The sequence below is a fragment of the Acetivibrio ethanolgignens genome, assembly GCF_001461035.1.
GTDB lineage: Bacteria > Bacillota > Clostridia > Lachnospirales > Lachnospiraceae > Velocimicrobium > Velocimicrobium ethanolgignens.
Map to the genome: position 1 here is coordinate 1 of NZ_LNAM01000101.1, position 14,645 is coordinate 14,645.

Here is a 14,645-nt window from a genome sequence, read left to right on the forward strand (position 1 = left end):
AATTCCCCTCATGAATGAGGGGCTAGGGGAGTTGATGTGTCGAAGACACTTTTTTATAGAATATTAAATTTGTGCCAGACTCTGGTCGATGTCAGCCAGAATATCATCCACATTTTCCAGGCCGACAGAAACGCGAATCATACCAGGATTTACTCCTGCGGCAATCAGCTGTTCATCTGTCAGCTGCCGATGGGTAGCACTGGCAGGATGTAAAACGCAGGTGCGGATATCAGCAACATGTACCTCGTTGGAGGCGAGCTTTAAGCCATCCATAAACCTAACAGCATTGGCCTTGCCACCCTTGATAACGATGGAGATAACGCCACAGCTGCCCTTTGGCAGATATTTTTTTGCACGGTTATAGTATTTATCTCCAGGCAGGGCAGAGTAGTGAACCTCTTCGATTTTGTCGGAGGCCTTGAAATATTCGGCTACCTTTTTCGCGTTTTCGCAGTACCGTTCCATACGGACAGCCAGAGTCTCCAGGCCGAGATTTAAAAGAAAAGCAGAATGTGCCGCTGGATAACAGCCAAAGTCTCTCATTAGCTGCATTCTAGCCTTGATAATATAGGCCAGCTTTCCGAAATCACGGGTATAGACAACTCCATGGTAGGATTCATCCGGCTCGGTAAACTCAGGAAATTTGCCGCAAGTCCAGTCGAAATTACCGCTGTCGATGATAACACCGCCAACCTGCAGGGCATGACCATCCATATACTTTGTAGTAGAATGGATAACAATGTCAGCACCGAATTCAATTGGCTTACATAAAATTGGGGTTGCAAAGGTGTTGTCAATAATCAATGGCACCTGGTGGTCATGAGCGATTTTTGCAAATTTTTCAATATCTAAAACAGCCAGGGCCGGGTTTGCCAGGGTTTCTCCAAAAACTGCCTTGGTATTTGGCTGAAAGGCCCTGTGAAGCTCCTCTTCATCAGCTTCTGCATCTACGAAAATACACTCAATACCAAATTTTTTCAGGGTAACAGCAAAAAGATTAACGGTGCCTCCATAGATGGTGGAGGTACTGATAAAGCTGTCCCCGGCAGAACATAAATTTAAAATGGATAAAAGGGATGCGGCCTGCCCGGAGGAGGTACACATAGCTCCCACACCGCCCTCTAAGTCTGCCAGTTTCTTTTCCACACACTCCACGGTAGGGTTGGAAAAACGGGAATACATATGGGCAGTTGGCATATCGAAAAGCTGTCCAATGTGCTCGGTAGAATCAAAACGGTAGGTAGTGCTCTGGACAATCGGCATGACGCCAGGTCCTCCGTTTTCTGGTGTATAGCCTGAATGCAGGCATTTGGTTTCATCTTGCATCTCTTACTCCTCCTATACTTTAAACCGATATAGCACACCCCACCGCTATTTTCTTCTCTGTATAGCCTTTTTATCTTATTTTCGGGGTGTTTTAAGGCTTTTCACAAGATTTTGGCTATACAGAAAATTGTTTTTCACACTTTTTCTAAACTACTTTATTTTTTCTGTGGTAATATTTTGGGTAATATTCGCCCCGCCTTTTCAAAAGTGGTAATATTACCATTTCGCTGATATAAAAATTATAACTCATAACACCCCAAAAGCAACTCATATTTTGTATGAATTTTGTGGAAATATTTCGGAGTTTTAGGCAAAGAAAAAGATACCACACATTAAGCATACTATCTTTGTAAATTTAAACTTTTAGCCTTTCTTGGATTGAATTCTGTCATTAATTTTCTTTGCTTCGTTACGAAAATAGACCATAAACGCAAACCAAATCATAAAGGCTACTGCTAATTGAATTACTGCAATAATAACATTCTGAATAATTGTTGTACCTCCTATCCAACCAACTGCAAAAGCAACCATCGTATAAACTATGCATCCTATTCCCATATGAATAATGACTTTTATCGGCATAGGAAAATTATCATTTCTATATACTATAGATGGAACTCCAAATCCCAAACCTACAAGCACGCATCCAACAACCATCTTTGTGAATTGGTAATTCTCTAAGCTAAAGCTTCCACCATTGCTTATATCTAATACCATACCGACAAAACAAAAAATTACCATTGCTATTCCTATACTAATAACTGTACTTTTTATTAAATCTTTCATCATTTCTTTCATCTTACCTTACCTCCTACAAGCCTAGATACTTTTTAAATTCGGGCAAATATGTTCTAGATACATAATCCTTACAACCATTCTTTAATTTCAAAAGAAGTGTGCCATTAAATCCTGCTTCAATACTATCCATATAAGCCAAATTTACTAATGTTGATTTTGATATCTGCATAAATTGTCTTCCCAACTGTTGTTCAAGTTCATAAAGTCTCTTTCGTGAACGAAATTTTTGTTTTTCTCCAAAAATTATCGTATCTCCATCTTCGACCCTAACCATGTATATTTCATCTGGTTGCAAAATCACTATGTTGTCCTCATTCTGCAAAGCCGTTATCGGAGTTTCATTAGCACTTAGTATATCTATCATTTTCTGAATTTCATCCGTTACCTTATCAGCATAAATAATTGCATAAGGTTCATTGTATTCAGATGAAAGTTCTACACTTACTTTCATTCTCCGACCTCCTTTCCTGTTGATGATGAAATAATACAATGAAACATTTTATTTGTCTTAAGATTTTAGGTAAGTTGCAAAAAATAGAAGGTAAAATACATATAGTAATTGGTAGTTTATAAAATTAGGTTTTCTACTACTAAAAATTTATCTCACATAAATTATATCAAATATCTCTGTATTTACAATCAGATTCATCGGCTATGTTCCTGCTGATACATTATTTCATAAGCCCTTTTTTTGTTCTTTCGTTCCAATTCGGCTTTATCATCAATGAGTTTATTATATCGGTCTGCCAATTCGTTGTATTCCTTTACCATATTATCTAATTTTTTGCTAAGTTCTTCTTTTTCCTGCTCCATTTTCTTCTTATATTCCTTTGCAGACAATCCGCCCTGCTTCTTTTCTTCGGTTTCTTCGTATTCGTCAATATTAAAACCATGTTTTTTGAGTATGATAGGCATAATTCGATGCATCGAAGTTATAAAATCTCTTGTTATAAGTGTTTTGGCTGATAGTCGGTTGTCTTCGGTAATCATTAAAATATCTAAATGCAAATGTGGAAGTCCGCCCTTTCCGTCAACACCGCCTCCCTCGTCCAAATGACACACCGCACTCACTACATTATTATTAAATTTTGCATTCATATATTTTATAATTAAATCGTTGTATTCGTCCAAGCGTTCAAGTGGTAATTCTTCGGGGTATGAAAATATCGCCTCACAAATCCAATTACTTGCTTTGGTAATTCTGCCACCGCTTGCCACAACTCGCTTTTCTATTTGTTCCTTACAATCTTTATAAAGAGATTGCTTCGGTGCAATATAAATGCGGTTTTGTCCGCTTCGTTCCGTATCTATGTCGGGATTGCTGATATAATTCTTGTTTAATCTGCGATTATGCTTATCAATCCCTCCAAGTTGCCCTGCTTTATAGCATTGACAATGAAAACTAAACTTTGCCATAATTCCCCCTCCTCTCAAATACTTGGAGCAAGACCGTCTGTACTTCTAAATCTTGCCTCAAGGTATAAGCCCCTTTACTTTGCCAGCAAAGTTGGGGCTCAGTTATCGTTCCTCTTCGGTCTGCCTTTGATACTTTTCGGGCAAAAATATCTTTAAAAATCAATTTTCTTCTGTATAGCCTTTTTTGTTCAAAAATAGCCCCAAAACAACGCTAAAACCTTCAAAATACCGCCGTTCAAAAATCAATTTTTGATAAAATCGGAACTTCAAAAATTTTTTTCAAATTTTATAAAAGTTTTTGCTCCAAACTGTTCTCTATCGGTCATATTGTTTTTGACAAGTAAATAAATTAAAAAAGCCACCGCTTGGGTGGGTGTAGTTGGTGAAGCAATTACAAAGACAATCGACAGTTTCAAACTGTAAAGTTTTTTATATAGAGTTCTGATGTGCTTCACCACCTCAGAACTTTTTTAATGGGTGTACGATAAGAAAAAACATCACCCAAAGCAAACAAAATGTTAAATGTCCACGGCGGACAACCTCAAAAATAATGCCGAACCAAGTGAGGGCGACTTGATTATTGAAAAATAATGAACGGCTACGGCATTGGATGACGTGTGCATTATATGAAAAATGTAATGCAGTCTGGTACATATGAAAAACAAGGGCACGTTGCGTATAGTAATTAAAAGATCGACTTATGCTCTTATCGTCCTTTTCAATTCCGTGTAATAGCAAAGTAATGTATGTGTGTCTTCCGTCGTGTATTCTGCCATAAGGTAATTCTTCCTTTTTGGCTTTCACTCGGCATTTATTGAGATAATTATAAATTTCTTTCCACTTGCGAGATACTTTTCCAGTGTGGCATACATAGTTTTGTAATAAATTTATTTCCCACTGTAAAACAAAGGCTTCGGGTGCTACTGGTCTGCCAAGTATAGCCTCCTGCCATTCCTTATATATCTTTAATGTGGTATAGCCAGCGTTATGCAGTTCAATCTCTCGAACCTTTTCACACTTCGGCAGTTTTACTGTATCTTTCGTTACCAACTGCACACGATTATGGCAAATGGCAACTCTTTTGGTTTCCCAGTTTATATCTTTCCACATCAAGCCACACAGTTCCCCTCGTCTAAGTCCTTGTGTCATAGACATAACAACAAGATACAAAAAACTCGGGTCTTCCATTGTGGTGGCTTCATAAATCAGTTCATTTAATTGCTTGTAATCAAGTGCAGAGGCTTTATATTCCTTTTTCGGTGCAGAAATTTCCGCACCCTCAACAACATTTTCACTTACACCATACCTTACTTTATCTTTCAGCATATATGCCCAAATCTGCTTTAAATGGGTTTTGTATTTCTCGATTGACTTCCTTGAAATTCCCTGCTTTTCTTCAAATTCAAAATATGCTCCAATCTGTGCGGTCTGTATGGTCTTTACAAATGTGGTACGCTCACCATTAAAGAACCTTTTGAAATGGTCTGTCTGTATGCGGAGTTGTTCAACATAACTGTCTTTAATCTTTCCCTTTTTGGCTTGCTTGCGTTTCAGTTCCAGAAATTCATCCGCCACATCCACCAAACGAATACCCTCATTTTTGTAAATGACCTTTTTCTCTTTGGCTTCTGCCTTTTGTACTTCTATTTGATGAAGCCACTTTCTTGCTTCTGCCAATGTCTTAAAGGTCTTTCTTCTTTGGTACTTCGCTTTCATCAAAATTAAATACTAATTCTTCCATAGCGTTCTCCTTTACTTCGTGAATTTCAGCCTATGGTAATATTTTTGGTAATATTTTATCATATATTACCATATAACAAAAGCGATTTTATCTAGTGTTTATGCGGTGTTCAAGGCTTTTTATCTTGCCTCTACACCTTAAAGCGGTATCCGACACCCCAGATGGTTTCTATATACTGAGGCTTTGAAGTATTGGCCTCTATCTTCTCCCGTATTTTCTTGATATGGACAGTTACCGTTGCAATATCACCGATGGATTCCATATCCCAGATTTCCTTGAAAAGCTCCTCCTTGGTAAATACATGGTTTGGGTTCTGTGCCAGGAAGGTTAGAAGGTCAAATTCTTTTGTCGTAAAGGTTTTTTCCTCTCCATTAATATAGACGCGGCGGGCTGTTTTGTCAATCTTGATGCCGCGGATTTCTATGATTTCATTTTCTTTCACACCGGAGCCAATCAGCCGTTCATAACGGGCCAGATGAGCTTTAACCCGAGCTACAAGCTCGCTTGGACTGAATGGCTTTGTCATATAGTCATCGGCTCCCAGACCAAGTCCACGGATTTTGTCAATATCATCCTTCTTGGCAGAAACCATAATAATTGGCGTATTCTTTTCCTCACGAATCTGGCGGCAGATTTCAAAACCATCCACATTTGGAAGCATCAAATCTAAAATAATCAGGTCAAAGTTTTCCTTCATTGCAAGCTCAAGACCGCTGTCACCTCTGGTTTCAATAACTACCTCGAACTGGGAAAGCTCCAGATAATCCTTTTCCAGCTCTGCAATGGCAAGTTCATCCTCAATAATCAGTATTCTGCTCATTTCTTAATATCCTCCTCTGATAAATCTGGTTGTTTACTCCATTTTTTCAAGGTAAAGAAGATGTTGGTACCAACGCCTTCCTTTCCCGCCGCCCAAATCTGTCCACCATGGTCTTCAATGACCTTTTTAGCAATGGACAGCCCCAGTCCGGTGCCACCCTGGGAAGAGTTCCTGGAGGCGTCAGTACGATAAAAGCGTTCAAAGATTTTGGTACAGTCCTCTTTTTTGATACCCTTTCCATTGTCCTCGATTTCCACTTGAACATAATCACCGCCATCCTGGATTCTTATATTAATCAAGCCCTTTTTCTTATCCATATATTTTACGGAATTTCCTACGATATTATTTACAACACGCTTTAGCTGTTCTGCATCAGCCAGAATCTCCTGGTTTTTGTCAACATAGTTAAAATAGCCAATTTCAATGTTTTTAACCTCTAAATCAAAAGCTAAATCGTTGACACAGTCTGAAAAATATTGCTCCAGATTCAGATGGGTGAAATTGTAAGGAACAGCATTGCAGTCAATTTTAGTATATAGGGAAAGCTCATCTACAAGAGAACTCATATCACTTGCCTTGGCATAAATGGTTTTTAAATACTTGTCCATTTTTTCAGGGGTATCGGCGACACCGTCCAGAATACCTTCTGCGTAGCCTTTAATTGCTGTTAGTGGTGTCTTTAAATCATGGGAAATGTTGCTAATCAAGATACGGGATTCCTCCTCGTATTGAAGCCGTTCTTCCATCAGCTTCTTTAAGCGGATACGCATTTTATCAAAATCCTCGCAAAGCTCGCCAATTTCATCGTCTGTCTCTGCCTTTACCTCATAATCCAGATTGCCTTCACGCATATAAATGGTAGCGGTTTTTAAGGTATTCAGGGGCCTTAGAATACTGCTGTAAATCCAGAGGGTCAGAATGGTTGCTGTAAAACAGATAATCAAAATAAAGGAAAGGGCAATTTGTGTTGCAGAGGATCGCATTTGTGGTAGTATAGTATCCATATCAGTAATTACAAATATAGTAGCCTTTTTATTGTCTGCGGTTAAAAAATCCTGCTGTTTTACTAAGGATGGATGGTCGCCGCTTAAATAGTAGCCGCCGTCGATGCCGGAGCTGTCGGAACCATAAGCCGGCATATTTTCTACAATAGGGGAAAACTCAGCTTCATCGCCAATATAGACGTAGCTTCCGTTTTTACGGAGCACCAGATAGGAATATTTTTCCTTGAGCTCCCGGTTAATTTCATCCAGATACCGCCTATCCTCCAGCTTCTCTGGAGAAACCTTGGCACAGGTTTCGATATTGTTGCAGATACCGCGGGTCATCCGGTTCAATACCTGGATAGGATTGATTAAAATCTGTATGGTATTGGATTCTACATTATAGGATTTTTCGATGACATTCATCTGGTGACTGATGATAGCACCACCTACAGCCGCAATCATAATGATTGGTATAGTTATAATGATGAGAAATGCCACCATAAGACGTTCTTTAATTTTCATTCTATTCGTCTCCATTTGTACATTTATTGCTATATATGAAATAAGTATACCATACTCACAAAAAAAGGGGTAATAAAGTTTTTATAAAAAAGGGGTTGACGTATGGAGCAAAAACGTGTATGCTGTATTTACACTTTTAACAAATTTATATTATTATTTCTCTTATTCCGAGTGGTGGAGAGTTAAGGCTCTGTGAAACCACGGCAACCCCGCATAGCGGAAGGTGCCAATCTAAGCGAGCAATCGAACAATAAGAGGATTTGGTAGAATAATCAGATCCGTCTTATACGGATCTTTTTCTTTTTTAGCAAATCGCTCCTTCAAGAGAAATAATAAAGCACAAAGGAGGATTTTAATTTATGGAAAAGTTATTATTCACATCGGAGTCTGTTACTGAAGGACATCCGGATAAAATCTGTGACCAGATATCAGATGCAGTGTTGGATGCACTGATGGAGCAGGATCCAATGAGCCGGGTTGCCTGTGAAACAGCGATTACAACCGGTCTGGTTCTTGTTATGGGAGAGGTTACAACAACGGGCTATGTAGATATTCAGAAAATTGTCCGGGATACTATTCGTGAGATTGGGTATGATTCTTCCGATAAAGGCTTTGATGCCAACACCTGCGGTGTTATCGTGGCACTGGATGAGCAGTCTGCCGATATCGCGATGGGTGTAGATAAAGCATTAGAGGCAAAGGAGCATACCATGTCTGACAGCGATATCAAAGCAATTGGAGCTGGTGACCAGGGCATGATGTTTGGATTTGCTTCCAATGAGACAGAGGAGTATCTTCCATATCCGATTTCTCTGGCTCACAAACTGACCAGAAAGCTTACAGAGGTTCGTAAGAACGGCACACTGCCTTATCTTCGTCCGGATGGAAAATCTCAGGTAACGGTAGAGTATGATGAAAATGGTAAACCGGTGCATATTAACGCAGTTGTTATTTCTAGCCAGCATGCGGCTGAGATTAGCCAAGAGCAGATTCACAAGGATATCCAGAAGTATGTAATTGATGCAGTGATTCCTCAGGAGCTGGTAAATGAAGAGACAAAATACTTTATTAATCCAACTGGCCGTTTTGTTATCGGCGGACCAAATGGAGACAGCGGCGTTACTGGCCGTAAAATTATCGTAGACACCTACGGCGGCTATGCACGCCACGGCGGCGGAGCCTTTTCCGGTAAGGACTGTACTAAGGTTGACCGTTCTGCAGCCTATGCAGCCCGTTATGTTGCAAAGAATATCGTAGCAGCAGGCCTGGCTGACAAGTGTGAGATTCAGCTATCCTATGCGATTGGTGTAGCACAGCCGACTTCTATTATGGTAGATACCTTCGGTACAGGAAAGCTTTCCAATGAAAAGCTTATTGAGATTATCCGTGAAAACTTTGATCTTCGGCCGGCAGGCATTATTAAGATGTTGGATTTACGCCGTCCGATTTATAAGCAGACAGCTGCCTATGGACATTTTGGGAGAAATGATTTGGCTCTGCCTTGGGAAAAGACAGATAAGACAGAGACTTTAAAGAAATATTTATAAATTGCAGCAGGGAGTGGCACGCAATGATAGAAATTACCAATGTAGAAAAACATTTCGGCGATGTTTCTGTATTAAAGGACATCAATATACACATCAATCAAGGAGAAATCTACGGTTTGATTGGCCACAGCGGGGCGGGAAAATCTACCCTTCTTCGCTGTATCAATGGTCTGGAAACCTATACTGGCGGAAGTGTTAAGGTAAAGGGCCGGGAGGTAAAGGATTTAAGTCCGAAGGAGCTTAGAAGCTTTCGTAAGGATTTAGGTATGATTTTCCAGAATTTTAATCTTATGAACCGGAAAAACGTTTTTGAAAATGTTTCCCTTCCTCTGGAGGTCTGGGGTGCTGGTAAGGATGAGATTAAGGAAAAGGTTAATAAGCTGTTAGAACTGGTTGGATTGTCTGAAAAACGATATGCAAAGCCATCGGAGTTATCTGGTGGACAAAAGCAGAGAGTTGCGATTGCAAGGGCTCTGGCTTTAGACCCGGCTATCCTTTTATGTGATGAGGCCACTTCTGCACTGGATCCAAAGACAACAAAGGATATTTTATCCCTGCTGTTAAAGATTAATGAGCAGCTGGGAATTACCATTGTTATTGTTACCCATCAGATGGAGGTTATTAAGGAGGTATGCCAGAGGGTTGCCCTGATTGATGGCGGAAAAATTCGTGCGGAGGGCAAGCCGGGAGACATCTTCCTAAGCCCGGATACGCATTTAAAGAAATTTCTGGGTGATGAGGAAGAGGATGAATTTTATCCGGAGGAGGGAATTAATATCCGTCTGTACTTCCCTAGTACATCCTCTGAAAATCAGGTCATTACCAAAATGGCAAAGGAGCTTGATATCGACTTTTCCATTATTGGCGGTAAGCTTGAGAAATTCCGTCATGAGATTTTGGGAAGCCTGGTTATTAATATAGAAGAAAAGGACAAGGAAGCAGTGACGGCTTACCTTCAGAAAAAAGATATTTTATGGGAGGTGCTTTCCTAATGGCTGATATTATTTTAACTGCATGTAAGGAAACCCTTATTATGGTAGCTGCATCTACTGGGCTGTCAGTTATCCTGGGCTTTATCCCGGCGATTATCCTGACAGTTACTGCAAGTGATGGATTAAAGCCAAATAAGGCAGTGTATACGGTGTTAGACCTTCTGGTAAATATTTTCCGAAGCTTTCCATTTATTATATTGATGGTAATCATTATCCCGTTTACCCGGGCGATTGCAGGCAAATCCTATGGAGTAGGAGCGGCTATCGTACCCCTTACGGTATCTGCGATTCCTTTTGTAGCGAGAGTTATAGAGTCCGCTCTGCGGGAGGTAGATAAGGGAGTTATTGAGGCAGCAAAATCCTTTGGAGCCTCTAATACCCAGATTATATTTAAGGTAATGATTAAGGAAGCTGTACCGTCTATCGTATCCGGTATTACACTGACTGTTATCAGTATTATCGGCTACTCTGCCATGGGTGGAGCTATCGGTGCCGGCGGTCTGGGGGATGTGGCGATTCGATACGGCTATCAGCGTTATGAAACGGACATGATGATTGTAACCTGTGTCATTCTCATTATTTTTGTACAGGGCCTCCAGGCACTGGGCAATCATTTATATAGCAGATTATCAGGTTAGACTTGTTAAGGAGGAATGGTTTATGAAAAAGAGAGTACTTGCACTTGCATTAGCAGCTATTTTCGCAGTGAGCTGTGTTGGATGTGGTTCACAGAAGGCAGCAGAGGACGATAAGAAAATCGTGATTGGTGTTACCCCGGTGCCTCACAAGGATATTACTGAGGTTGCAGCAAAGCTCTTAGAGGAAAAGGGCTATGAGGTAAAAATTGTTGAGTATACCGATTATGTTCAGCCAAATACCGCATTGGAAGAGGGCGAACTGGATGCCAACTATTTCCAGACCTTAGGCTACATGGATGGACAGAATGCAGAAAGAGATATGCACTTGGTTTCTGTAGCTTCTATTCATGCTGAGCCAATGGGTATCTATTCTAAAAGCATAGCTGACCTGACTTCTCTTCCGGATGGAGCAACCATTGCAGTTCCAAATGATGAGGACAATGAGGACAGAGCATTACGAGTACTGGCTGAAACCGGTTTGATTGCCGTTCCGGAGGAGGGAAAAATCACACCTGCTGACATCACAGAGAATCCTCACAACTTCCAGTTTACAGAAATCGAGGCTGGCGGACTTCCAAGAATGTTAGAGGATGTGGATGTAGCTATTATCAATGGTAACTATGCACTTGAGGCAGACCTTGGAAACACCTCTAATGTACTTTACATAGAGGAAATTGTAGGTGAAAAAATTACTCTTCGTGGAAACGTCATTGCTGTTAAGGATGGCACTCAGGACAGCCAGAAGGTAAAGGATATTATCGAAGCCTTCCAGTCGGACGAGGTAAGAAATTATATTAATGAAACCTATGCAGGAGCAGTAATTCCGGTATTTTAAGTATAATAAAAGATAATAATCAGAACAACGGAAACCCCAGAGACTTAAACTCTGGGGCTTTCGTTGTTCTTTACTTTGTTTGCTTATTTAAGCTAACCCATTTACCATATACAGTCTGCTCATTATTTAAGTCATCGGTATAATTTTTATAGCCGCGTATCCGTACATAGTATTTTTTATTCGCTTTTAAGCTTTTGATAGTATAGCTTGTTTTGCTCTTAGATACCTTAATGGTTTTAGCTGATTTAAAATCCTTGTTTAAGCTGTACTGAATCTGATAACCATCTACACTTTTCTTTTTCCAGGTCAGCTTCAGGGCTTTGCTCATGGAAGAAGCCTTGAAGCTGGTGATTTTTGAAACGGTAGGAACTTCTACGGTAGCATCCTTAGAATTCGTAAATACAATACCAGCTACCTCAAAGCCGTATTCCCTGTTTGCTTCTACCGGGTCATCCACGGCATGATAGATGAGGGTGACCGTCCATAAATTATCCGTTTCTTTATTTGTCCCAATTTCAAGAGGATTTCTTCCCTGGGCATCGGTGGCGGTGGACTTATTTCCTACATTTTCAAGGGGATGTCCATTGACTGATTGCACCCAGAATTCCAGATCTTTAATATCAAAATCTCCGGTAATCACCGAACCTGAGGTGACATTTTCATAGATAGTATCACCAATCTTCAAGGTAAGGAGCGTTTCTCCCTCAGCGGCATTAGCCTGGGTGGAGGCTGGCAGAAGTACAGAAACAATACTCAGACAAAACACGAGAAAATAACTACATAGCTTTTTGGAATTTTTCATACAATTCCAGCATAATTCGTGCTGATTTGCAATGGAATTATGCTGGAATATGTTTTTGGTTCTGGTATAATGAGATTATAACGGAAGAAGGGGCGAGATTAAGTGGTTAAAATAGCAATTTGTGATGATGATGCCTATATTTGTTCAGAAATAGAAAAGGTTATATTTGATTTTGGAAAAACAAGTACTGTGGAGATGGAAATAGAGGTTTTTTATTCCGGGGAAGAGCTCATTCATTTTATGGAAAAGGAATATAGCTTTGATCTGGTGTTTTTAGATATTGAGTTGGGAGAGGCAACAGGCATTGAGGTAGGCAGTAAAATAAGAAATGAATTTGATAATTACATAAGTAAGATTGTTTTTATAACCTCAAAGGATGGATATGAACAAAAGCTTTTTGATGTCCAGCCCTTGAACTTTATAAAGAAGCCTCTTGATCATGAAAAAATAGAAAGGTGTTTAAGGCTTGCCATAAAATTGTTCGGTCTGGATAATCAAATTTTTGAATATAAAAAAGGTTATGATGTGGTAAGGGTCGATGCAAAGGATATTTTGTATTTTGAAAGCAGAAGAAAGAAAATCAGAATTGTAACTAACCGAGGCGAGGATTGGTTTTATGGAACCCTGGAAGGTATAAGGGAGAAGCTATCACCGATGTTTGTTGAACCTCATGGGTCATTTTTGGTTAATTTTGATAAAATAGAACGTATTACGAGGGAAAGTGCATTTATGAAAAACGGAGTGGAAATTCCGATTAGTCAACGAAATCTTAAAAATATCCGAAGCATGTTGATAGACGTAGAAAAGGAGAAACACAATGCCAGAGTATGAGTTAGTTCATATAGTAACCAATCCCATATTTACTTTTGCCATATACAAGCTTTTTCATACTTTTTTTAAGGAAGATGCCTATGATAAAAGGATAGAAAGGCTGACGTATTTGTTGTATTTTATCGTATCCTCAGTGCTGCCGTTTATTACGAAAATTCCATTGGTAACACTGATTTTTACTATAAGCTTTTTCTTTGGGATTTCCTTTAATTACAAGAGTTCTTTGCAGAAAAAAATAGTGGTTTCATCCTTTGTTTATGCCATATTATTTGTAATAGAAATAGTAATGTCAGTGAGTATTGGTTTTATGGATATTTCGGCACTTAAAGACAGCACCTTTCATTCGGGAATAGGGTTAATTTTAATACGAACGGTAACGATGCTTACTGCTTATTTACTAAATAGATATAAAAATGCAAGGAGGAAGGATTTTCCGATACCTTCTGCTTATTATGCTGCCTTTATTATTATTCTGTTTGGAACTTTGTATTTATTCGCAATTTCTCTGGAAAAGGATAATTTAACTCTTTTCAATGTCCTTATTAGTGGAGCTGTTTTAATTCTAGTAAATATAACCATGATATTAATTGATGAAAAAATTTATAATTCCATAGCTGTAAAGAATGAGAAGTATATGTTAGAGCAGCAGAATATCGCTTATGAGAATCAGGCTGAAATTATGAAGCAGTCGAATGAGTCCATAAGGGCACTAAAGCATGATATGAAAAATCATCTGCTTATGCTGTCTGCTATGTATAAAAATGGCAGAGGAAATGAAATAGAGGATTATGTCGGGAAAATTCTGGTTGAAATGACAGGAGAAGGCTTTTCCAGCTCGAATAATTTTGTAATTGATAGTATCGTTAATTTTAAGCTAAAACAGCTGTATGATACGGATACAAAAATAGCGGTGGACGTCTGTGTTCCGCCAGAGCTAAATATTTTAGCCTATGATATGACTGTTATACTGGGAAATCTGCTGGATAACGCCATTACAGCCACATTGAAAGCAGAAGATAAAAGGCTAGATTTGCGGATAAGCTGTAGCATGGGGAATTTAATTATTCTAATTGAAAATTCTTTTGATGGTGAGCTGATTTTTGAGGATGGAAGATTTAAAACGACAAAGAAGCATAAGAATAAGCATGGTTTGGGGCTTTCTAATATTGAAAAAATTCTGGAAAAATACGGAGGAGAAATACGAATGGATTACACCGGGGAAACCTTTTCAACGTCGGTAATACTTCCTTATGAGGGCTAAAATTATCACTTGTACCCTCAACTCCATCATTTGTACCCGAAGTCCGCACCAAGGGGGAAAATAAGTATAATAGATAGAGAGAAAAGCTTAAAAAAGTAGAAAATAGAGGACGACTTTTGAGTGAGGCGAT

14 protein-coding genes and 1 riboswitch are annotated in these 14,645 nt (G+C 39.3%); of the genes, 6 read left to right on the forward strand and 8 right to left on the reverse strand.

Annotated features, from left to right (window positions below; translation table 11 throughout):
* Window positions 1-63: 63 nt before the first annotated feature.
* From ASU35_RS05375 to ASU35_RS05410, 7 genes are all read right to left on the reverse strand, one after another.
* A complete protein-coding gene (locus ASU35_RS05375; RefSeq protein WP_058352024.1) occupies window positions 64-1,326 on the reverse strand; it encodes an O-acetylhomoserine aminocarboxypropyltransferase/cysteine synthase family protein in 1,263 nt (420 codons plus the stop codon).
* A 363-nt stretch (window positions 1,327-1,689) separates the two neighbouring features.
* On the reverse strand, window positions 1,690-2,124 hold the full coding sequence (locus ASU35_RS05380) for a DUF3021 domain-containing protein (RefSeq protein ID WP_058352025.1): 435 nt from the start codon (window positions 2,122-2,124) through the stop codon (window positions 1,690-1,692).
* Window positions 2,125-2,137: 13 nt separating this feature from the next.
* A complete protein-coding gene (locus ASU35_RS05385) occupies window positions 2,138-2,575 on the reverse strand; it encodes a LytTR family DNA-binding domain-containing protein (RefSeq protein WP_058352026.1) in 438 nt (145 codons plus the stop codon).
* A 194-nt stretch (window positions 2,576-2,769) separates the two neighbouring features.
* Window positions 2,770-3,540 (reverse strand): plasmid recombination protein, encoded by a 771-nt coding sequence (locus ASU35_RS05390; RefSeq protein WP_058352027.1) that lies wholly within the window; start codon window positions 3,538-3,540, stop codon window positions 2,770-2,772.
* A gap of 459 nt (window positions 3,541-3,999) precedes the next feature.
* Entirely contained in the window at window positions 4,000-5,217 is a 1,218-nt protein-coding gene (locus ASU35_RS05400; RefSeq protein ID WP_147525388.1) for a site-specific integrase, read from the reverse strand.
* A gap of 194 nt (window positions 5,218-5,411) precedes the next feature.
* Window positions 5,412-6,101 carry a response regulator transcription factor gene (locus tag ASU35_RS05405; protein ID WP_058352030.1) on the reverse strand — a complete coding sequence of 230 codons (690 nt, stop codon included), beginning with the start codon at window positions 6,099-6,101 and terminating at the stop codon, window positions 5,412-5,414.
* The gene (locus tag ASU35_RS05410; RefSeq protein WP_058352031.1) at window positions 6,098-7,609 is read right to left on the reverse strand and encodes a sensor histidine kinase; all 1,512 of its coding nucleotides are present in this window, start codon (window positions 7,607-7,609) and stop codon (window positions 6,098-6,100) included. The genes ASU35_RS05405 and ASU35_RS05410 overlap by 4 nt, the downstream gene beginning before the upstream one ends.
* 159 nt (window positions 7,610-7,768) lie before the next feature.
* Window positions 7,769-7,866: riboswitch (SAM riboswitch) on the forward strand.
* 102 nt (window positions 7,867-7,968) lie between these two features.
* Between ASU35_RS05410 and metK the strand changes: the two genes are divergently transcribed.
* From metK to ASU35_RS05430, 4 genes are read left to right on the forward strand one after another with little or no spacing between them, the layout of a single operon-like run.
* Window positions 7,969-9,156, forward strand: a complete 1,188-nt coding sequence (gene metK, locus ASU35_RS05415; protein WP_058352032.1) for a methionine adenosyltransferase — start codon at window positions 7,969-7,971, stop codon at window positions 9,154-9,156.
* Between the two features lie 23 nt (window positions 9,157-9,179).
* Window positions 9,180-10,148 (forward strand): methionine ABC transporter ATP-binding protein, encoded by a 969-nt coding sequence (locus tag ASU35_RS05420; RefSeq protein WP_058352033.1) that lies wholly within the window; start codon window positions 9,180-9,182, stop codon window positions 10,146-10,148.
* A complete protein-coding gene (locus tag ASU35_RS05425) occupies window positions 10,148-10,786 on the forward strand; it encodes a methionine ABC transporter permease (RefSeq protein WP_058352034.1) in 639 nt (212 codons plus the stop codon). The genes ASU35_RS05420 and ASU35_RS05425 overlap by 1 nt, the downstream gene beginning before the upstream one ends.
* Before the next feature lie 22 nt (window positions 10,787-10,808).
* Complete coding sequence (locus ASU35_RS05430; RefSeq protein ID WP_058352035.1) at window positions 10,809-11,621, forward strand: MetQ/NlpA family ABC transporter substrate-binding protein; 813 nt, start codon at window positions 10,809-10,811, stop codon at window positions 11,619-11,621.
* 70 nt (window positions 11,622-11,691) lie between these two features.
* On the opposite strand, the gene ASU35_RS05435 is transcribed toward ASU35_RS05430, so the two are convergent.
* Complete coding sequence (locus tag ASU35_RS05435) at window positions 11,692-12,423, reverse strand: fibronectin type III domain-containing protein (RefSeq protein ID WP_058352036.1); 732 nt, start codon at window positions 12,421-12,423, stop codon at window positions 11,692-11,694.
* A 102-nt stretch (window positions 12,424-12,525) separates the two neighbouring features.
* Between ASU35_RS05435 and ASU35_RS05440 the strand changes: the two genes are divergently transcribed.
* Together ASU35_RS05440 and ASU35_RS05445 are read left to right on the forward strand one after the other, a co-directional pair.
* Window positions 12,526-13,254, forward strand: a complete 729-nt coding sequence (locus ASU35_RS05440) for a LytR/AlgR family response regulator transcription factor (RefSeq protein ID WP_058352037.1) — start codon at window positions 12,526-12,528, stop codon at window positions 13,252-13,254.
* Window positions 13,241-14,515, forward strand: coding sequence for a sensor histidine kinase (locus tag ASU35_RS05445; protein WP_058352038.1), 1,275 nt, complete (start codon window positions 13,241-13,243; stop codon window positions 14,513-14,515). The genes ASU35_RS05440 and ASU35_RS05445 overlap by 14 nt, the downstream gene beginning before the upstream one ends.
* Window positions 14,516-14,645: the final 130 nt, after the last annotated feature.

Bases quoted from the DNA above. Each gene is read 5' to 3' on its own strand.
- ASU35_RS05375 (WP_058352024.1), bottom strand. From the start codon at position 1,326: ATGCAAGATGAAACCAAATGCCTGCATTCAGGCTATACACCAGAAAAC.
- ASU35_RS05380 (WP_058352025.1), bottom strand. From the start codon at position 2,124: ATGAAAGAAATGATGAAAGATTTAATAAAAAGTACAGTTATTAGTATA.
- ASU35_RS05385 (WP_058352026.1), bottom strand. From the start codon at position 2,575: ATGAAAGTAAGTGTAGAACTTTCATCTGAATACAATGAACCTTATGCA.
- ASU35_RS05390 (WP_058352027.1), bottom strand. From the start codon at position 3,540: ATGGCAAAGTTTAGTTTTCATTGTCAATGCTATAAAGCAGGGCAACTT.
- ASU35_RS05405 (WP_058352030.1), bottom strand. From the start codon at position 6,101: ATGAGCAGAATACTGATTATTGAGGATGAACTTGCCATTGCAGAGCTG.
- ASU35_RS05410 (WP_058352031.1), bottom strand. From the start codon at position 7,609: ATGAAAATTAAAGAACGTCTTATGGTGGCATTTCTCATCATTATAACT.
- metK (WP_058352032.1), top strand. From the start codon at position 7,969: ATGGAAAAGTTATTATTCACATCGGAGTCTGTTACTGAAGGACATCCG.
- ASU35_RS05420 (WP_058352033.1), top strand. From the start codon at position 9,180: ATGATAGAAATTACCAATGTAGAAAAACATTTCGGCGATGTTTCTGTA.
- ASU35_RS05425 (WP_058352034.1), top strand. From the start codon at position 10,148: ATGGCTGATATTATTTTAACTGCATGTAAGGAAACCCTTATTATGGTA.
- ASU35_RS05430 (WP_058352035.1), top strand. From the start codon at position 10,809: ATGAAAAAGAGAGTACTTGCACTTGCATTAGCAGCTATTTTCGCAGTG.
- ASU35_RS05435 (WP_058352036.1), bottom strand. From the start codon at position 12,423: ATGAAAAATTCCAAAAAGCTATGTAGTTATTTTCTCGTGTTTTGTCTG.
- ASU35_RS05445 (WP_058352038.1), top strand. From the start codon at position 13,241: ATGCCAGAGTATGAGTTAGTTCATATAGTAACCAATCCCATATTTACT.